Source organism: Sphingobacterium spiritivorum ATCC 33861 (assembly GCF_000143765.1).
Taxonomy (GTDB): domain Bacteria; phylum Bacteroidota; class Bacteroidia; order Sphingobacteriales; family Sphingobacteriaceae; genus Sphingobacterium; species Sphingobacterium spiritivorum.
Window position 1 is genome coordinate 1,755,649 of the sequence record NZ_GL379770.1, and the last position, 20,116, is coordinate 1,775,764.

17 protein-coding genes are annotated in these 20,116 nt (G+C 40.7%); 4 read left to right on the forward strand and 13 right to left on the reverse strand.

Annotation, left to right across the window (positions count from 1 at the left end; genetic code table 11):
* Positions 1–37: 37 nt before the first annotated feature.
* The 6 genes from HMPREF0766_RS07740 to HMPREF0766_RS07765 all read right to left on the reverse strand — a co-directional run bounded on the left by HMPREF0766_RS07740 (position 38) and on the right by HMPREF0766_RS07765 (position 6,099).
* Positions 38–1,798 (reverse strand): helix-turn-helix transcriptional regulator, encoded by a 1,761-nt coding sequence (locus HMPREF0766_RS07740; protein ID WP_002995331.1) that lies wholly within the window; start codon positions 1,796–1,798, stop codon positions 38–40.
* A 151-nt stretch (positions 1,799–1,949) separates the two neighbouring features.
* Positions 1,950–2,426 (reverse strand): cyclophilin-like fold protein, encoded by a 477-nt coding sequence (locus tag HMPREF0766_RS07745; protein ID WP_002995334.1) that lies wholly within the window; start codon positions 2,424–2,426, stop codon positions 1,950–1,952.
* 12 nt (positions 2,427–2,438) lie between these two features.
* On the reverse strand, positions 2,439–3,497 hold the full coding sequence (locus tag HMPREF0766_RS07750) for an alpha/beta hydrolase (protein ID WP_002995336.1): 1,059 nt from the start codon (positions 3,495–3,497) through the stop codon (positions 2,439–2,441).
* An 11-nt stretch (positions 3,498–3,508) separates the two neighbouring features.
* Positions 3,509–4,075: a sugar O-acetyltransferase gene (locus tag HMPREF0766_RS07755; protein WP_002995340.1), complete on the reverse strand. Its 567-nt coding sequence runs from the start codon at positions 4,073–4,075 to the stop codon at positions 3,509–3,511.
* 89 nt (positions 4,076–4,164) lie between these two features.
* Complete coding sequence (locus HMPREF0766_RS07760; RefSeq protein WP_002995344.1) at positions 4,165–4,992, reverse strand: helix-turn-helix domain-containing protein; 828 nt, start codon at positions 4,990–4,992, stop codon at positions 4,165–4,167.
* Between the two features lie 354 nt (positions 4,993–5,346).
* Positions 5,347–6,099: an SDR family NAD(P)-dependent oxidoreductase gene (locus tag HMPREF0766_RS07765; protein WP_002995352.1), complete on the reverse strand. Its 753-nt coding sequence runs from the start codon at positions 6,097–6,099 to the stop codon at positions 5,347–5,349.
* A 161-nt stretch (positions 6,100–6,260) separates the two neighbouring features.
* On the opposite strand from HMPREF0766_RS07765, the gene HMPREF0766_RS07770 reads away from it, so the two are divergent.
* Both HMPREF0766_RS07770 and HMPREF0766_RS07775 read left to right on the forward strand, forming a co-directional pair.
* Positions 6,261–6,842: a Crp/Fnr family transcriptional regulator gene (locus HMPREF0766_RS07770; protein ID WP_002995356.1), complete on the forward strand. Its 582-nt coding sequence runs from the start codon at positions 6,261–6,263 to the stop codon at positions 6,840–6,842.
* A gap of 60 nt (positions 6,843–6,902) precedes the next feature.
* A complete protein-coding gene (locus HMPREF0766_RS07775) occupies positions 6,903–7,487 on the forward strand; it encodes an NAD(P)H-dependent oxidoreductase (RefSeq protein ID WP_037459727.1) in 585 nt (194 codons plus the stop codon).
* A 5-nt stretch (positions 7,488–7,492) separates the two neighbouring features.
* Here the strand turns inward: HMPREF0766_RS07775 and HMPREF0766_RS07780 are convergent, their stop codons facing one another.
* The 3 genes from HMPREF0766_RS07780 to HMPREF0766_RS07790 all read right to left on the reverse strand — a co-directional run bounded on the left by HMPREF0766_RS07780 (position 7,493) and on the right by HMPREF0766_RS07790 (position 10,486).
* Positions 7,493–8,569 (reverse strand): acyltransferase family protein, encoded by a 1,077-nt coding sequence (locus HMPREF0766_RS07780; protein ID WP_002995360.1) that lies wholly within the window; start codon positions 8,567–8,569, stop codon positions 7,493–7,495.
* Positions 8,570–8,650: 81 nt separating this feature from the next.
* Positions 8,651–9,121: a Cys-tRNA(Pro) deacylase gene (gene ybaK / locus HMPREF0766_RS07785; RefSeq protein WP_002995363.1), complete on the reverse strand. Its 471-nt coding sequence runs from the start codon at positions 9,119–9,121 to the stop codon at positions 8,651–8,653.
* Positions 9,122–9,412: 291 nt separating this feature from the next.
* Positions 9,413–10,486: a class I fructose-bisphosphate aldolase gene (locus tag HMPREF0766_RS07790; RefSeq protein WP_037459730.1), complete on the reverse strand. Its 1,074-nt coding sequence runs from the start codon at positions 10,484–10,486 to the stop codon at positions 9,413–9,415.
* A gap of 296 nt (positions 10,487–10,782) precedes the next feature.
* Here HMPREF0766_RS07790 and HMPREF0766_RS07795 point away from each other — a divergent pair, with 296 nt between their 5' ends.
* Together HMPREF0766_RS07795 and abc-f are read left to right on the forward strand one after the other, a co-directional pair.
* Positions 10,783–11,508 carry a DUF4397 domain-containing protein gene (locus HMPREF0766_RS07795; RefSeq protein ID WP_002995368.1) on the forward strand — a complete coding sequence of 242 codons (726 nt, stop codon included), beginning with the start codon at positions 10,783–10,785 and terminating at the stop codon, positions 11,506–11,508.
* 231 nt (positions 11,509–11,739) lie between these two features.
* A complete protein-coding gene (gene abc-f, locus HMPREF0766_RS07800) occupies positions 11,740–13,326 on the forward strand; it encodes a ribosomal protection-like ABC-F family protein (RefSeq protein ID WP_002995370.1) in 1,587 nt (528 codons plus the stop codon).
* 116 nt (positions 13,327–13,442) lie between these two features.
* Here the strand turns inward: abc-f and HMPREF0766_RS07805 are convergent, their stop codons facing one another.
* From HMPREF0766_RS07805 to HMPREF0766_RS07820, 4 genes are read right to left on the reverse strand one after another with little or no spacing between them, the layout of a single operon-like run.
* Positions 13,443–14,882 carry a c-type cytochrome domain-containing protein gene (locus HMPREF0766_RS07805; protein WP_002995373.1) on the reverse strand — a complete coding sequence of 480 codons (1,440 nt, stop codon included), beginning with the start codon at positions 14,880–14,882 and terminating at the stop codon, positions 13,443–13,445.
* Positions 14,882–15,766, reverse strand: coding sequence for a sugar phosphate isomerase/epimerase family protein (locus tag HMPREF0766_RS07810; RefSeq protein ID WP_002995376.1), 885 nt, complete (start codon positions 15,764–15,766; stop codon positions 14,882–14,884). The genes HMPREF0766_RS07805 and HMPREF0766_RS07810 overlap by 1 nt, the downstream gene beginning before the upstream one ends.
* 10 nt (positions 15,767–15,776) lie before the next feature.
* A complete protein-coding gene (locus tag HMPREF0766_RS07815) occupies positions 15,777–17,270 on the reverse strand; it encodes a DUF1501 domain-containing protein (protein WP_002995386.1) in 1,494 nt (497 codons plus the stop codon).
* Between the two features lie 5 nt (positions 17,271–17,275).
* On the reverse strand, positions 17,276–20,035 hold the full coding sequence (locus HMPREF0766_RS07820; RefSeq protein ID WP_002995389.1) for a DUF1553 domain-containing protein: 2,760 nt from the start codon (positions 20,033–20,035) through the stop codon (positions 17,276–17,278).
* Between the last annotated feature and the right edge of the window lie 81 nt (positions 20,036–20,116).

Sequence of the window (20,116 nt, forward strand, 5' to 3'; positions counted from 1 at the left end):
TAGTCAACGTAAGTATTATGCTACTCTGTATTCATCCTTATGTTAGGGAGGATTCATTCAGCGTACTGATATAATCTTCGAGTCTGATATCTGAGGGAAGGTTGATTCTGGATTTCAACCTTCTCTTACTTCTTGCTACACTATCTGTGCTGATTCCTAATGTATTAGCTATTTGTTTGTTGCTCAGTTGCAGAAAAATAAGACTTGCCAATCGCTCTTCAGCCGGCGTGATCCTTTCTACAATCTCTTTGAGCCTGATAAAGAATAGCGGATAGGCTTTGCTAAAAGCTTCTTTAAATTTTCCCCATTCTTCATCCGTGACCAATACATAATTGGAAAGATCATTGTGAATACTCCCCTCCTCTTCTTCATTCGGATAATTATTTTGCCTGATGACCAGCTGTAAGCGATGCACAAGTTGTTGCTTCTGGCGGATATGCTTAGCGAACTCTGCTAATTGCATCTTTGCATCCGAAATCTCTTTTTTAGCTGTTTCCTGTTTAGAAAGTAACAGCTGAGCTGTGAGTTTTTGCCTGTTGTAGATTAATAAGCTGATAATGGTCAGTAATACAATCGCTATTAATGAAAAATTCCGAATCGTCCTTTCCTGTTTCAGGTGGTTACTCATGTCCTGTAAATTGACCTGCATATCATCAAAAGCCATTTGCGTTTTCATAACGGATAGCTTTTTTGAATTTATGGCAAGTAACCGTTCCTTACTCAACTTATCGGACAGATCTCCATATTTATATGCACTATCCGGGTTATGTAATGTACGGTAGCTCTTTACTATACCTTCCAGGGCTTCTATTTTAAATTCATCGATGTAATTTCCTACTTTTTCAGCTGCTATATAACTTGATTTCCACTTTTGCAACGCATCGGCATACTCCTTATGTTGCCAGTCTACAGCCGCCAGTACATTTAAAGCCTTGGATATATTATTATACGAGTTAAACTCCGTGCTGCTGAGCAGCCATTGCTGTACCATCGGGATTCCTGCCTGCTCCTCTCCTTTCAGGATAAGGGCATGACCAATATTACCGGAGGCGATACCCAGCCATAATTTTTGGATGTAAGGAGATGAATCAGGCTTTTTTTGCAAGGTGTCCAGTATCTGTCTGTAGTAATATATACAGCTGTCATATTTGGCCAGCTTAAGATATGAAGCTCCTACAATATCCAGCTGAAAAAGATATACTCTCGGATCCCAGGTTTCTGTGGCGACATCTTTATACCGGAGACATTGAAGCCCGTAATCGATACTTTGCTGATACTCATTGTTATTATATAGTCCATAACTGGCATTGAAATATCTGTTGTGAACAAATTTGAAATGCGCTAAGCCGATTTTTTTCTGCAGCTCTAATGCTTTGAGATTATACAACACATAATTATTGTGTCCTACTTCAGCATATAAGGTATAGAGTTCCGATTTCAGCTGTTCATCTTCCAGCTTGTGTGCTATCATAATATCCTCATACAGCCGGACAGAATCTTCTTCGTTTACCGGTTTGTTGTACTCTTTTTTACCCAATATATCGTACATATCTATACGTACCTTCAGTCTGTCGTCCGGATGTGATCTGAGATAGGAATACAAATTTTCCATGAGTTTCTGATGGGCCGCATATCCGGCTCTTTGCTTTAACTGTGCATAGGTTTCTTCTGCTTTGAAAGACTGCGTTTTGTCCTTTACTTTCCATGCTTTTACCAGAGATTCAACCGTAATCTGCTGAGCCTTTACTGCCGAAAAACTGATACTTAATACTATGACAATTAATGTTAATGCTTTCATCAGAATTGATGACTTTCTTTTTTTTTCTAAAATACAGTATTTTTCTTCGAAAACTGAACTTAAAAAAGTATATCGTTATTCATGATGTTACATGAATTGGCAATCCTGTTGAATATAGGAATTTGAGCTGACTATAATTATTTTTCAATGCTTATTTCATTTCAAAAGTAACGGTTACATTCCCTGAACCCAATGCGGATGCCAAACCCGTTACATCATCTAACGCACCTAATTTTGTATAGCTGTAAGAGGTGGAAAAGGTCTTGTAAAACAGCACCAATGTTTTTGAACCGTACAACATTAAATCCCCGTTTTTAATGGTTCCGGGATTGGATGGATTGGTCGGCAGGCTGTTCGGCAAATCATAGTATTTCTCATTATTGTTCAAATCCACCATATTGATGGTTAAAGGCAGCATTTCCTTGAAGGCTTTTACCGAATTGTTGTCTAACAACGTAGCTGTGAAGGTTTGCGAACCGACCTTTATTTTGATTTTACCGTTAGCTATAGGGGTAGTGTTTTCGGGGTTATTATTTGTGTTGCTATTATTATCATTCTTATCGCAGGACGAAGCACTGCATACAAGCATTGTCATAAAAGCCACAACCATTAAAAAAGAATGTTTCATAGATAACCCATTTTATTTCAAATTGTCTTTAAAGAATGTTTCCAACTTACCAAAAGGAATTATATCAACCTTGTCATACAAATCTACGTGTACCGCATTGGGGATAATCATTAATTCCTTTGGTTCTGCTGCCATTTTGTAAATGTCTTCACTGAAATAACGGGAATGTGCATTTTCCCCTGCAATAAGTAATATAGGACGTGGCGAGATTTCTTTGATGTAGGATAAGATAGGCATATTCATTAATGAAAAACCATTGGTTAAAGTCCAGGCTGCATTGGAATTGACAGAGCGTGTATGAAAACCTCTCTTGGTTTTGTAATAATCAAAATAATCTTTTACAAATTGTGGTTCATCTCCTTTCAGTGTATCCGGATTTGGGCAGTTTCCATAAGCAGGCACTCCTGTTTCTGCATCTTTCCAACGTTGCTGGCTCATTTGCTCCAATGTTTTTGTACGTTCTTCTAAGGTTACTTTATCGTAATACCCTTTTGACGAAGCGCGTGGAATATCATACATACTTGTAGTAACTACCGCTTTTATCCGTTTGTCAATAGCTGTTGCATTCAGGGCAAATCCTCCAAACCCACAGATACCAATGATACCAATTTTGTTTCTGTTTATATTTTTTTGTATTCCAAGAAAATCTACTGCTGCGCTGAAATCTTCTGTATTGATGTCAGAAGAAGCAATATTTCTCGGTTCTCCGCCACTCTCGCCCGTATAGGACGGGTCGAATGCCAGTGCAATAAATCCACGTTCTGCCATTTGGTTGGCATACAATCCCGATGATTGTTCTTTCACAGCCCCGAAAGGCCCACTAATGGCAAGTGCTGCCAAAGGCTCGCTGCCGTTATTTTTCGGGATGTATAAATCTCCTGAAAGCGTAATCCCGTAGCGGTTTTTGAAGGTTACTTTCTGACGTGTTACTTTATCGCTCAACTCAAACGTATAGTGTTCTGTTTTTGCCGTATAGTTCATTTTCTCTGAATTTTTATTGTTCGTATGTTGCGCGGAGGATTGTCCTAAAAACATCAGGATTACTACTGCTAAAACTGATAATCTTTTCATATCTCTCTATTTTAAATCGATTTAATGATTTTTGCAGGAATACCACCTACAATCGTATTATCGGGAACATTTTTTGAAACGACCGCGCCTGCGGCTACTATGGCATTTTCGCCAATAGTTACACCCTGCGTAATGATAGCACCTGCGCCAATCCAGGCATTCTTTTTGATATGGATATGTCCCGTGGTCAGTGTAGCCCTGTTTCCCGGCGTTACAGGGTGTCCCTCCGATAGCAGGCTGACCTTTGGAGCTATCAATACATTGTCTTCAATAGTAATGCCGCCCAAATCAAGAAATACACAATCGAAGTTGATGAATACGTTTTTACCTATTTTGATATGCCGACCGTAATTAATATGTAGTGGTGTAAATACGGTTGTGCTTTTGTCTATTTCCGAACCTGTGATTTGGCTCAATAAACTTCTTACTTCGTCCGGCTCAGCTGTGCCGTTCATTTGAAGCAACAATTTCTTTTTATCGTTACAGGCTTGTCCTATTTTAGAATATTGAGGGTCGCTGAATGGGACGCTTTCGCCATTGCGTAACCGTTTAAATATATCTGTCGTTTCTATTTCCATTGCCTTACTTTTTACAATACAAAGTTAACAACAAAGCCTTACAGCGGTTTTGCTGTAAGGCTCAAATTACTTTTCTGTAAAGCTCAATTTTATATCTCTGTCGGCGGTATTCCGTATTGCCTTTTAAATGCGGTAGAAAAGTGGGAAAGGTTTTTAAAACCAACTTCTGTATAAACTTCCTGTACTTTTTTCTTTTCTTCTTTCAGTTTGATATAAGCCATTTCCAAACGTTTATTGATGAGCCATTTTTGTGGTGTCAGGCTGCTTATCTTTTTGAAATCCCTTTTGAATGTTGCTAAACTCCGACCTGTAAAAGCTGCGATTTGTTCCATTGAAAGCTCCTGCATATAGTTTTCATTCAGGAACTCCAATAGGTCAATCTTCCACGGGTCGGCAAAGTCAAAAAGTATCGGGTAAAATTGCTCCGAACTGTTGAGCAAAGCATAAATACCTTCCAATAATTTTAAGTGTGTTACTCCCTCTGTTGGTTTTACATTGCTGTCAAAATATGGGGTTAGCGATTGGAACAAGCTCTCTATCGCAGGGCTTTGTTTTAATTTGAATGCTTTTTTATCAGATATAGGTACATCTTTGGGTATATCCGCCTTATTCATCTTACTGTAAAATTCCCGCAGTACATTACGTTGGAATGTCAGCGAAATACCTTTGTAGCAATCTGTGCCTTTACTGTTTTTGAACATTTGCAGGCGGTTATCCCTTCTTATGAATGCGCATTCTCCCGCTTTTATAATGGTCTTTTTATTTCTGTCAACGATTACCTGCTCGCCCGAATAGATATACACCAAAACGTGTTCGGGCTTGGAGTGTACACAGTGTGTACCATATTCGGAAAAGCACGAAAGGAATACACCCGAATAGCTTAGGGTGTCGTATATATCTTCTTGCTGTTCATTCATAACCTGATGATAATATTAATTTACAAAATTAAAAATTCTGTAACTGTTTTACTTTTCTGAAAAGCTCACTTTATTTTTCTGTGAGGCTCACTGTAAAATTAGTGATTTCAACTGCGTGTGTATCTTCTTTTCATCTTATTGAAAGTAATTTTTGCTCTGGTTTTTTCCTGTTTCCAACCGAGAAAGGTGTTTTTGTGTTTTACACTGTTTATTATTACGTTTAGCGATTTTAGATTCTCTGCTTTATACGGCATTATCCAAAAAAATATAAAAACGGTTGTAAAAAAATACTTTACAACCGTTCAATCTATTATTATTCTTTGCTGTATTTTTGTTGAAAATGTATTTAAAGTACTAAACAGCAGTATAACCGCCATCTATGAGATAGTACCCTCCTGTCATAAAGGACGCTTTATCAGAGCTTAAGAACAGTACTAATTCAGCTACTTCTTCTGCGTCGCCAAGGCGTCCCATCGGATGCTTCGCACGCAAGGCTTCCAATTGTTCTTTACCCAGATGTGTGGTCAGTAAAGGTGTCATGATATATCCCGGGCCTACCGCATTACAACGTATATTCTTCGGACCGTATTCAGCACCTATGTTGCGGGTCAATCCTACTACAGCATGCTTAGACGCTGTATAGGCGGATGACATGGGTGCAGCGACCATACCATGTATGGAAGCCATGTTGACGATAGCTCCTCCTCCGTTTTTCTCCATAGCTTTTAGCTGGTATTTACATCCGTAAAATACACCGTTAAAATTGATATCAGTTACTTTTTTCCAATCCTCCAGTCCATAGTCTCCGCTTAATGCAGCTGCACCACCTATACCCGCATTGTTGCAGGCAATATCCAATTTTCCGTATTTTTCTATTGTTGCCTCTACAAGAGCCTCATTTTCTTCTGCAGACGAGGTATCTGCCTTAAAAAAGAAGGCTGTGCCTCCGGCCCGGACAACTGTATCTACCGTTTCCTGGCCGGCTTTTTCATTAATATCTGAAACGACTACTTTTGCACCTTCTTTTCCATAAGACAAAGCTACAGCACGACCAATTCCTGATCCTGCTCCGGTCACAATAGCTACTTTATTATCTAAAATTCCCATGATAAATTATTTTTAATGAATATGTACAAGTTACAATTTTGCTGACAGGCGTTTGTCTTGTGAATGTCTGATTCTAAATAAAAGTCGCAAAAAACAGATTTTACGCCAATTTTGAATAATAACTTACCACAATACTGTATATTTATCTTTTGGATATAAGTATGCAGTCAGATATTACAATCAGTTCCTATTTAGAAAGTTTTGAGCTTTTCACCGATTCTGAAGTGGATGTGATTGCCTCTCATTTCAAACCTAAGTCGATAAAGAAAGGAGACTATTTTATCCGGGAAGGTAATTATTCAAGTGAGGTTGCACTGGTTGTCTCCGGAATTTTTCGTTCCTACTATCTGAATGACAATATGGACGAGATTACCTATTGTTTTCGTTTTCCTCAGGAATTACTGGCGGCTTATTCATCCCTTATACAACAGACTCCCAGTTTGGAAAATATACAGGCGATTTCCAATGCTGAGCTTGTTGTGATCAGTGCTGATGATATCAGAAAACTGGATGATCTTTATCCTGGCTGGATCCGGTTTCAGAAAATGATTGCCGAACAACAATATATTGAACTGGAACAACGTATTTTTCAATTGCAGCGGCAGCAGGCCATTCAACGTTATACCAGCCTGCTTCAGAATCAACCTGACTATATCCGCCTTATTCCTCTTCAATATCTGGCGACTTATCTGGGTATAACACAGCGGCATCTTAGTCGTATAAGACGGGAAATTGTTTTTTAGGACATTTGTCTTGTGCAGCCTGTTGTTCTATATGGTATTTTTGTACAAACAGCAGCCATAATGTCAAAAAATAAAATCCTTATCATCAACGCTCATCCGAACGGCAATTCTTTCAATGCAGCACTTGCGGAAGCCTATAAACAGGGTGCGCTGGAGTCCGGAGCTCATGTGGAAGAAATCATAATATCGGAATTACAGTTTAATCCTAATCTGCGGTATGGTTACCGTCAGCGGATGGAGTTGGAACCCGATCTGCAGAGGGCCTGGCAAAAGATTCTGAAGGCCGATCATATTGTATGGATTCATCCGGTATGGTGGGGAGGTCTTCCGGCTATCAGCAAAGGATTTATAGATCGCTTATTCCTTCCCGGCATGGCCTTTCAGTATCGTCCCGATTCCGTTTTTTGGGACAAATTGTTAAAAGGAAGATCGGCTCATATCATTACGACATTAGATCAACCGGGATGGTATTACCGCCTTTTCTTCGGTCGCCCCAGTGTCAATCAGTTAAAGCGCTCCGTCTTACAATTTTGCGGAATCAGTCCTGTAAAAGTGACTTATGTGGGTATTGTCAAGACGTCTTCTGATGCATTAAGACACAAGTGGCTGCAAAAAGTAAAAAAATTGGGTCAGCACAGAAAATAAAAGTGTTATTTGCGCATTTTGCGGCTTAAATATCTTCGTATGGGAATATCGTATATAATCATTGTCAGGTACGCAAACAATACCAATAGTATAACACATACCGGTATGATGTAAAAAAGCTGCTCTGTACTTGGCTTGTATTGCATATAATAGTGAGCAAACACCCATATTCCCCAATAATGAGTCATATAGATCGGATAGGATATCTGTCCCGAAAAATTGCAGATCTTTCGTAAGGAAGGTGAAAGAACTGCCCCTGCGCCCAGAGATACAAGTAACGGAAAATAGAAAAGCACAACCAGAGATTCTGCCAGCCAGTTCCATGATGTGAACGGCATCATAAATGGCAGTATCAGCAAAATACTAAGACTTGCAAAGCCTAGTTTGGAATGTAGAATCCATTTGGAACGATGAATAAGTAAACCTGCAAGAAAGGAATAGCCAATACGTGCACCGCCTTCCCAAAAATTTCCTTTTCCCCATCCCCCGGAAAGGCCACCAGCTGTATAACTTACATAACATAAAACACCTGCAGCAACAAGGGTTAACAGTATAAGGAATGTCCGTCTGATACGGGACAGAAATAAAGCATATACAATATTGGCTATATACTCCCAAAAGAGAGACCATGCCGGAGCATTCAGTCCAAACATGTTATAAACCTTATCTTTCATTACCGGAAACGGGATAAGAACCAGAGTAAAGACTATAATGAGGATCATGCGACTAGTAGAAAGAACTTCTTCCGGTCCGGTAAAAGGATCAAAGAAATAGCCTAATAAACCCAGGATGCCACCCAGAATCACTAAAGGATGCAGGCGTATAGCTCTGGAAATAAAAAACTGTTTAAGCCCCATTTGATTAATACGATCATCATAGGCATAGCCTATTACAAAACCGGATAAGCAAAAGAAAAAATCGACAGCCAGATAGCCGTGTCCTACTATATTATCACTAAAATCGCTGTAAATCCATTCCAGGAAATGGAAGATCACAATGACCAGAGCGGCCACACCTCTAAGTCCGTCCAATATGGCGTAATGTTTTTTTGAGGTGGATAAATCTGCAGGAGAATTAAACATAAGGTAATGATAATATCTATTTATACTTTATAATGATGGTTTTATTTTGCTGATAATATGGCTTTGTATAAATACTTGCAGCTATATCAATTCAGCATATCGGGCATTCGTAACCTTTACCAGATCCTGCGGGCTCAGGATAATCTGCAATCCCCTTTTCCCGGCACTGATACTAATGGAAGTCTGCTCCCGGACAGATTGTTCTATGTAAGTCGGAAATGCTTTTTTCATTCCGATAGGCGAACAGCCTCCCCGTATATATCCGGTCAGTGTCTGTATATTTTTTACAGGAATCATTTCGCAATTCTTATTACCGGAAGCCTTCGCTATTTTCTTAAGATCAAGTTGTGTATCTCCCGGAATTACCGCGACCAAGTATCCTCCGGTATTCCCTTTTAAAACTAAGGTTTTATATAATGATTTAGGATCGAGACCCAATGATTCTGCGACATGACCAGCACTTAAATCGTCTTCGTCAACATCATATTCCCGTAGTTCATAATTGACCTTAAGCTGATCCAGCATCCGGACAGCATTGGTTTTATTTGACATGTGTGCTCCTTATTTTCCGGACGTGAAGATAATAATTTTAACAGAAAGTCAACCTTTCATAAAGAAATGCTTTTGTATCATTCTTTATATAATAGTAATCTGCATTATATCTTATACTGAAAAATGCAGGCTTTTAACCTCAACAATCGGTCAGTTATGCGGATGTGTTGATGGTTTTCATCTGGCGATGAAGATAATCAGGTAAAAAATCAGAGATAGAATTAAGGAATAGCAACCCCCTGATCCGCGATCAGGGGGGGAACTTCATACTTAAGTAAACTAACTATTTACTTAAGCTATCGTAATATCCTTAGACAGATATACATCCTGTATCGCATGCAGAAGCTGTACACCTTCTTTCATTGGTCTTTGAAAGGCTTTTCTACCGGATATCAATCCGGTTCCTCCGGCTCTTTTATTGATAACTGCGGTTTTGACTGCATCCGGAAAATCATTTTTACCCGATGCACCTCCTGAATTGATAAGTCCTGCACGACCGGAGAAGCAATTCAATACCTGATAGCGGCAAAGATCAATAGGATGATCTGAAGCCAGTTCTGTATACATGCGTTCGTCGAGCTTGCCATAGCTGCTGCTGCCCATATTGAGCGCCTGATAACCTCCGTTTAATTCAGGTAATTTTTGTTTAATGATATCTGCCTGTATCGTTACTCCCAGATGATTGGCCTGCCCCGTCAGATCTGCCGAAAGATGATAATCCTTGCCTCCTGTCTTGAAAGCATCATTGCGAAGATAGCACCAAAGAATGGTTGCCATACCTAGACGATGAGCTTCCTCAAACGCTTTTGCAACTTCCACAATCTGTCTTCCTGAATCATCTGATCCGAAATATATTGTTGCTCCTACTGCAGCCGCTCCAAGATTCCAGGCTTCGCGAACGGTTCCATAGAGGATTTGCTCGCTTTTGTTGGGGTAAGTCAATAACTCATTATGATTTATCTTGACAATAAAAGGGATCTTATGTGCGTATCGGCGTGCAACGGAACCTAATACACCAAACGTAGTGGCAACGGCATTACAGCCTCCTTCTATTGCCAGCTTTACAATATTCTCAGGATCAAAATATAAAGGATTTGCAGCAAAGGATGCACCGGCACTGTGTTCTATCCCCTGATCAATGGGTAATATGGATAAATATCCGGTATTTGCGAGACGCCCATATCCAAAAAGCTGTCCCAGACTACGGATAGTCTGCGGATTACGGTCAGAAATACCATATACCTGATCGATAAAATCAGGCGATGGGAGATGAAGTATGTCTCTGGCAACAGCTTTACTCTCATAACGGAGTAATTCATCAGCTTCATTGCCCAGGTAAGTAGTGATTTGATCAATTATAGCCATAATATTTTCTTTTATGTTAAAACTATTGGAATACATAAATGTTTGTTGCTTTTTATGTCCTCTTCACCGTTAACGGAAATGTAAATTTCTCCTATCTGATTGAACATTCCACATATTCTGAAAAACGACATATTTAATTATAACAAACTATTTTTTAGCAATTTACAGCTTTAAAAATTTATATAAACATAAATTTTTAAATAAATCTGTAGCTTTTCGATTCTTCAATTCGTTTATAATCCAGAAGAGAAAGAATAACTGAATTTCGGTAAACGGAAATCTAAACTTTAGAAAACATGAAAAAACATACATTTTATCTAATGATCTGCTTTGTATTAAGTAGCTTTTTACTTAGCAGCTGTCTGAAAGACGATGACAACAATTATATTGACATTCCTGCAGGCGGACTTACCATGATCAATGGATTTTCGGATGCTCAGGGCATTGTTTATTATGCGGATCAGCGTGCTGTCCAGAATCCGTATTTTCCATTAATGTATAAGGGGTATGACTGGGTAGGCCTATTCACTGGAAACCGGAATATTATTGTAAAAGGAACTCAGGATCCTAAAACACTGGTAGATACCACATTTGCAGTGAAAGACAGTGTTTATTATTCCTCCTTTACTTTTGGTAATAAGGATAAAGCAAAACACTTTATTACAGAAGATAAAAAAATGAGCATTACATCAGGAACGGAAAAGCAGACCGGTCTTCGCTTCTTCAATTTAGCAGATATGCCTGGAAAAGTTTCTTTGCAGATCGGTGATGCGGCTTTGAATGATAAATTTAAAGACAGAGCTACTGAAACTCAGACCACAGCTACTGCTAATCAGATCTTTTTGCCTCAGGCTAGCGGTACTTTCAAATTATCCGTAAAAGATGAATCAGGCACCGTACTGGTAAGCAGAGATGGAATAAAATTAGATCCGGACAATTATTATTCTATTATTCTTGTCGGTAAGAAGGATAATACCAACACCCCATTATATATTGGCGTGGTAAAGCAAGCTGTAAATTAGCATAATTTTTTCCTTTATATACATAGAAGGCCGGTTGAACAGCAGATGTTTAATACGGCCTTTTTATTTTACAAAATTCTGCGTTAGCATTTATTTAAGAAAATTTTCTACCTTTGCAACAGTAACCCAAAGCAGTATATATGTAATATCAAATTTCTTTTAATAGCATTAACAGGGATCTGAACTTCTCAAGTCAGCTCATTTATTGTTTAATTTTTAAAGAAATTACTGATGATTAGTTTACAACAAATTACATATATACACCCGAATAAGGAGCTCTTATTCGATCAGATTTCACTCCATATACAACAGCAGCATAAAATTGCACTTATTGGTAACAACGGTGTGGGCAAGTCTACGCTTCTCAAACTTATTGCAGGTAAGATTCAACCTTCTTCCGGGCAGATTCATTTAGACGCAAAATGCTATGATGTGCCGCAGCACTACGGACAATATAATACAAGTACTGTGGCTGAAGCGCTGGGCATAAGCGCTAAACTGAAGGCTTTTTATGAAATACTGGATGGACGGATGACAGATGAACAACTGCAGATACTGGATGATGACTGGAGTATTGAAGAACGTTGCCAGAAAGCTTTTCACTATTGGGGAATCGAAAATATCGATCTCCAGCAGTCTATGAGCCGGCTGAGCGGTGGACAGAAGACTAAAGTATTCTTATCCGGTGTAATGATTCATGAACCGGATGTGGTATTGATGGATGAACCCAGTAATCATCTGGATCGTACAGGCAGAGCGAAGCTGTATGAGTTTATTACACAGACCAATCTGACATTGCTTATCGTAAGTCATGACCGGCAGTTACTGAATCTGCTGAATACTGTTTACGAGCTCAGCCCTAAAGGAATCCGAATATACGGTGGCAATTATGACCATTATGTAGAGCAAAAGAAGATTGAGTCAGAAGCACTGGAACAAGATATCAGAAGTAAGGAAAAAGCATTGCGTAAGGCTAAGGAGGTGGAACGGGAAACAATGGAAAGACAACAAAAGCTGGATGCCCGGGGTAAAAAGAAACAGGAGAAAGCAGGTCTTCCAACCATTGTGATGAATACGCTGCGCAACAGTGCTGAGCGAAGCACGGCCAAAATTAAGGATGTTCACGCTGAAAAATTAGGCCATATCACAAATGATCTGGATATGTTACGCAAAGAAGTCTCAGATACGGACAGAATGAAATTTGGATTTGATCAGTCCTCCTTACATAAAGGAAAAGTGTTAGTAGATGCTAAAGACATCAATTATGCTTATGCTCATTCAGCTATATGGAACGAGAATGTGTCTTTTAAAATTTTCAGTGGCGACAGGTACGCTATAAAAGGTGCAAACGGTTCCGGTAAAACTACATTGATCAATATGATACTGGGCAATTTGTCGCCGAGTAACGGAACTTTGTTCAGTGCGATCCGGCATGCTGTATATATCGATCAGGATTATTCTCTGATCGATAGTGATCTGACAGTATTTGAACAGGCATCACACTTCAATTCTTCAGCTTTACAGGAGCATGAAATAAAGATCCGTCTGGTTCGGTTTCTTTTCGACAGAGATACATGGGATAAGCCTTGTATGGCATTGAGCGGCGGAGAAAAAATGAGACTGATGCTATGCTGTCTTACAATAAGCAATCAGGCCCCTGACATTATTATTCTTGATGAACCGACAAATAATCTGGATATTCAGAATATGGAAATTCTAACCTCTGCTATAAATGATTACAAAGGTACTTTACTCGCTATATCGCATGATGAGTACTTTTTGGATCAAATACATATAGAGCAGACGATACAGTTATAACAGATCCTTTGGGCTTTTACAGCAGTCAGGTCCGGATTTAAAATCCGGACCTGACTATTATACATTATACAGGCTATTACTGTGTATTCTTTAACACAAAATCAGACTAACTCATTTTATTGATATCTGGTTGTATCTGTTGCCAAAAATGGCAGTTGATAGTTTCCGGTATCGACATTTGATTTTGATAAGGTTTGCCGAACTTTATCTATACCTCCAGGTGTTACCCCTGTCTGATAAACATATACCTGTTCCAACCTGGGTATATTCTGCAGATAAGATAGTCCTTCATCAGATACTTTTGTTTTATATAAATTTATGTAATATAGATTCTTATGTCCTTTCAGATATTTTAATCCTTCATTTGTAATGGCGGTATGTTCCAGATGAAGTTTCATGAGTACAGGTAGTTTTGCGATCTCTGACAAGGCTTTGTCGGAAATTGCAGTATGCCCCAGTTTTAACTGGACAATATTATCTTTCATCTTTAACAGATCCTGCATATCGGCATCTGAAAACTCCGGATAATTGATTGCGTTGACCATGACATAGTTATTGTCTGCGGATAAAGGAATTACTTTTATGCCTTTTAGCTGTAATTGCTGTATAGCATCTTCGGGTAGTGACGGCGCATCAGGCAATGCAGCATATGCTGATTTGGAAGACGAGTCTCCTTCTTCCAGACTCTTTAATATTGCTGCAATTTTATCATTCTGTTTGAGGTCTTTTGTTTTCTTTTCAAAATCTGCTCCCTGCTCTATCCACCAGCCAATAAGTTGTATTTGCTCGGCACTGATGGGAGTTCTGCCTTTTGGTGGCATACGTCCTTCGTGACCTTCCGGCAGAATAAGACGGGCATACAATTCACTTTTATCCGGTTTTCCGGCTACCAATACAGATCCTTCCTCCCCTCCTTTTAATATGCTTTCCCGATTGTGCAGGGCCAGACCACCCTCCTTTTTTTTGTCTCCGTGACAGCTTTGACAGCGTTGCTGAAGAATAGGCTGGATTATGGCATCATAGACAGGTGCCTCCTGAACATTTTCAAGCAGCATCAGTTTTTCTTCCCCGGCCTGAATCCCTGCAATTTTCTTGATTGCCGAAGGAAGGGCATCTTTCATATATCCTTTTCCATGTGTAAGTGTTCCTCCAAAATGGCCTGTAGCTCCTAATAAAGCTACGACGGTTACCAGAAAGAAAAACCGATATTTTACCAGTTTCGCCCACAGCCCCGTATCTGTATGAGCTGATTTGTATAGTGTATATGTCCAGAAACTCAAGACAGCCACGGCAATCCCCAACCACTGATGAAAACTCAAGACCGAAGTATCGTATCCACCGTCAAGTGACAACAGATAGCCTGTTATGCAGGTTAGAATAGCGGCTCCGGCTCCGAAAAGTAGGGAGAACGGAATTGCTGAAGACAAATAGCGGTAGCGCTCAAAGCGTGCAAATACAGCAAATATAAAGGCCAGCAACAGCATGCCGATAGGTAAATGAACCAATACAGGATGCCAGCGACCTGTGAAACTAAGTAATTCTTCTATAAAGATCATTATTGTTGGTATCGGGACTTCAATAGGTTAAGCATATATACATTCACACTCCACTGATCTGCGACTGGTTGTTGGGTATAGGGCAATGTTGGTAAATATCCGGAAGGTCCAAATTCAGTTGTGATTGTCAGCTGATTTTTTCCTGCTTCTTTACGCAAGCGGACCACTTCATCCCACCAGGTCAGATGTTGATCTACTGTACTTTTCCATTCGGGAGCAGCCGGATCATTGACCTGAGGCGCTTGCGGCTGGCCTATACGGGCATGAATATGTCCGGTACGGGCGAGTGCCATTGCAACTGTTTCGGTCTGATCGCTTAAGAGTGATTCATGAACATTACACCAGTGAGAGATATCGAGTGTAAGCTGTAATTGTGGAATCTGTTCTAAGAACTGTCTTGTTATATGTGCAGCAAAACTAAATCTGCCCCTATGAGTTTCGTGCATAACCGGAATATTATATTTTTTACTGATAACATCTGCAGCTTCGATCAGTTTTTTATTCTGCTCAAATGTGAAGTAATCTTTTCCTGTATGGCAATTGACAAAATCCGGTTTCAGCTGCACAGCCATTTCCACATTTTTCACATAGCTGTCGTAGTATTGTTCGAAAGTTGCACCTCCGCCCCCGCTTAAGAAAGCGTAGGCCAGATTATATTTTCGGAATGCATCAAACATTTGCTTTTGTTCCTCTTTGCTTCCCGGAACCCAGACTTCCAGACCATCGTATCCGGCTTTTTTGACTTGTTCACAATAGCTGTCCCAGGATTGATTCATGCCCCAGTTTGTTGCATAAAAACGAATTTTAAATGTTGCTGAAGCCTGCAAATGCTGCATTGCTAATAAAGCCAGAATAGCTGTAATTAATAGTTTTATTTTCCCCATAATCTATTGGTTATATGATATCGCTGATGAGATTTCCTTCTACATCTGTAAGTCTGAACGGACGTCCCTGAAACTCATACGTAAACTTTTCGTGGTCAAAGCCCAGCAGATGGAGCATGGTCGCATGTACATCATGTACCGAAGACCTGCCGCTGACTGCTGTAAATCCAATTTCGTCAGTCTCTCCGTAGGTCACACCCTTGCGTATACCACCTCCTGCCATCCAGATGGTATAGGCATCTGTATGATGGTCTCGGCCCATAAAAGGCATATCGCGATTATCTCTGTTCTCCTGCATAGGTGTACGTCCGAATTCACCGCCCCATACAACAAGAGTTTCATCCAGCAATCCCCGTTGTTTGAGATCCATAATCAAAGCTGTCATCGGACGATCTATTTCCCTGCATTTATTCCTGAATCCCAGATCTATAGAATCTGAAGCACTGGTGCCGTGACTATCCCATCCCCAGTCAAATAATTGTACAAAACGTACTCCCTGTTCCACAAGCTTGCGTGCGAGCAGGCAATTGTTTGCAAAAGATTCTTTACCCGGCTGTGTTCCATACAACTCATGTATATACTCCGGTTCAGATGCAATATCCATTACCTCGGGTACTGCAACCTGCATTTTATAAGCCATTTCATACTGTGCGATGCGGGATAGTGTCTCCGGATCCTTGTAGGTTTCATACTCATCCATATTCACTTTGTTGATAGCATCTATCGTGTGTTTTTTAAGATCTCTTCCCATTCCGTCCGGATCGGCAATATATAAGACCGGATCTCCTTTGGAGCGACATTGTACACCCTGATATACAGACGGCAGAAATCCGCTCCCCCACACACTTTTACCTGCATCCGGAGTTTTTCCTCCGGATGTCAGCACCACGAATCCCGGGAGGTTACTGTTTTCCGATCCGAGGCCGTATGTCACCCATGAACCGATACTCGGTCTTCCGAGCCGGGCACTTCCCGTGTGCATAAACAGCTGAGCCGGTCCGTGATTGAACTGGTCTGTATGTACCGCTTTTAAAAAGCTGACCTCATCCGCTACTTTGCTGAAATGCGGTAAGTGATCGGATATCCATGCCCCGCTTTCTCCATATTGCGCAAATGTAGCCTGTGGACCAAGCATATTAGGTGTACCCCGGATAAATGCAAATTTTTTACCTTTCAACAGGGAATCCGGGCATGGCTTGTTATGTAACTTGTGCAGTTCCGGCTTATAGTCAAAAAGTTCGAGCTGTGAAGGAGCTCCGGCCATATGCAGATAAATTACACTTTTGGCTTTTGCCGGAAAATGCGGTGCACGCGGGATCATCGGATTCAATGCATTCAGATTAAGCGGAGCATCTCCCTGAGCACTTCCGCCACAACTGGCTAACAGACTGCCAAGTGCAATGCTCCCTATTCCCGCCACACAGTCTTTCAGAAAATGCCTTCGGGTAACAGCCTGCAATTTGTATTGTTGTGCTTCACGCATCAATTTATCTAAGTCTACCATACTTTTTAGGATTTGGTTAAGAATTCATCCAGATTCAACAATGCATTTGCTACTACAGTACTTGCAGCTTTAGCTGCGATCTGTTGCCGATTTTTATTACCGGCAGGCGCTATGCTCAGGAACTTAGTGGCTGCTTCCGGATGGGATTTAAAATTATTCAGTGCCTGATGATATAGTTTTTCCAAAGCGATCAGTTTATCTTCAGCAGGGTCTTTAAACATGGTTCGCCGGTATCCGGATGATACAAGTTGCCGGATATTACCTTTAGCATCTTTTTCCATCTGATTAGCCAGCGCTTTGGCCGCTTCCAGGTAGACAGGGTCATTCAGTGTCGTCAATGCCTGTAGCGGTGTATTTGTCCGGATACGGTCTACCAGACAAACCTCCCGGCTGGAAGCATCAAATGAGATAAATGACGGATAAGGACTGGTTCGCTTCAGGAAGGTGTATATACCACGTCTGTACTGATCCTCACCGGTACTTTTGGTCCATGCTTCACCGCTGTATACCGTCATCCATACGCCTTCCGGCTGATGAGGCATGACACCGGGACCATACATTTTGTCGCTAAGCAGACCACTGACTGCAAGAGCCTGATCCCTGATCTGTTCAGCAGAAAGACGGAAACGTGGTCCCCGTGCCCAATACCGGTTTTCCGGATCTTTGTCTACCTGATTATTATTTAAGCCTGAAGATTGTTTGTACGTGGAAGATGTCACCATTTCGCGGACAAGCGATTTGATACTCCAGTTCATCTCATTCATTACTTTGAGTGAAAGGTAATCCAGCAGTTCGCGATGTACAGGAGGAATACTCTGAGTGCCCATGTCCCCCAGCGGTTCGACTAATCCTCTTCCGAAAAGCTGAGCCCATACTCTATTGACCAATGTGCGGGCCGTGAGTGGATTTTCTTTGCTTACGATCCATTGACTGAATCCCAGTCTGTTATTCGGTGCGCCTTTAGGAAAATCATTGAGAACAGCCGGGACTGCCGGTGTGACAGCGTCTCCGTGTACCATCCAGTTGCCGCGTTCAAATACATAGGTTGTGCGAGCCATCTCTTTAGGGTTTTCTATCATAACGGGCACACTTTCAGGGTTCATATTTACCAGTTGCATGAAAGTACGTTCCATATCCCGGCTTTTTGGATTATCCATATCTGGAAATCCTTCTCTGAACGCAAACCATTCGATCATAAGGACAGTCTCATCTGTTTTTACGGACGGATTTTTTGCAAGCAGGTAAAGATCATGTACACCAGATGTTTCCGGAATCGGAACATGAATTACCTGTCTTCCCTGCGTAGCCGGAAGATCAATACTGGTAAGTATCTGGCCCTTAAGACCGTCTTTTCTGATTTCCAGCTTTCCGCCCGGAGCAGATGTCCAGTAATTCAGAAAGAATAGTTTCTTACCATTCAAGGTTATGTTCTTCAGCCTTGCATTTCCACCGTTACGCAATCCCAGCCATTTGGTGTCATACAGGGCTCCGTTGCTGATCTGATCGCTGTAATGTGCGTGTACTTTGGGTTCTAAAGTGTGAAGAAAAAGCTCTGCTGAACGGACCAACTGCGGATTGCCAGTCTGACTGATCCAGTCTTTTATACTATCCAGTCTTCTTTCATCATCAGCTGTGTAAAAGCGTAGTTTGGGGTGGTCACCGTAGGTGTCTTCATCCCTTGTATTGTTAAAAAAAGCAACAGATTTATAGTATTCCTCAAATTTGAACGGATCATAGGTGTGGCTATGACATTGAACGCATTCGAATGTGGTACTCAGCCATACCTGATAGGTCGTATTGACCCGGTCTAATACAGACGACACTCTGAATTCTTCGCTATCTGTACCGCCTTCATCATTGTTCATGGTATTGCGGTGAAAGGCTGTAGCTATAAGCTGATCTTTTGTAGGCTCCGGCAACAGATCGCCGGCCAGTTGTTCAATCGTGAACTGATCATAGGGTTTGTCTGCATTAAAAGCTTTTATGACCCAGTCTCTGTACTTCCATATCTGTCTGGATTCGTCTCTTTCATAACCTTTTGTATCCGCATATCTGGCCATGTCTAACCACCATGAGGCCCATTTTTCGCCGTATCGGGATGATGAGAGCAAGCTGTCAACACGTATTTCATATGCGTCTTCACGGGTATCTGTTTCAAAACTGCGGATCTCTTCCCAGGTAGGCGGTACTCCGGTCAGATCCAGATATACTCTTCTTAACAGGGTTTGCTTATCCGCTTCATCGGAAAACTTCAATCCCTTGTCGCTGAATTTGTCTTGTACGAAATAATCAATATCATTTGAAATTCCTGATGGGTACTTTCCGAATAGTCTGGCAAATGAAAATGGTTTGGGTACTTCCACTTCTTTGGGCAAGGTATATGCCCAATGCTCTCCCCATTTAGCGCCTTCATTTACCCATCTTTTGAGAATATCGATCTCAGCTTCACTGAGCGGAGCCGCATTATAAGGCATACGGAGTTCCGGATCTTCATGGGTTAATCTTTTAATGAATTCACTATGCTCCGCATCTCCGCGAATAATGGCTGGTTTACCCGACTCTGCTTTTGCAAAGGCTTCGTTTTCAAAAAGTATGCTGAAACCTCCGTTTTTCTTAACTCCTCCGTGGCAGGTAATACAATGTTTATTCAGTATAGGTTTGACTTCAGTACTAAAATCAACAGGTTCTTCTTTTGCAAAAGCTAACAGGGCTACTCCGATGACAAGAAGCAGTAAAACTGCAAACACAATAATTTTTCTAATCATTTTTTATTTACAACTGGCAAATCGACTTAAAGATATTAAGCTGTTCAAAACAGATTTATAATAAGTAGATTAAGGTTTATA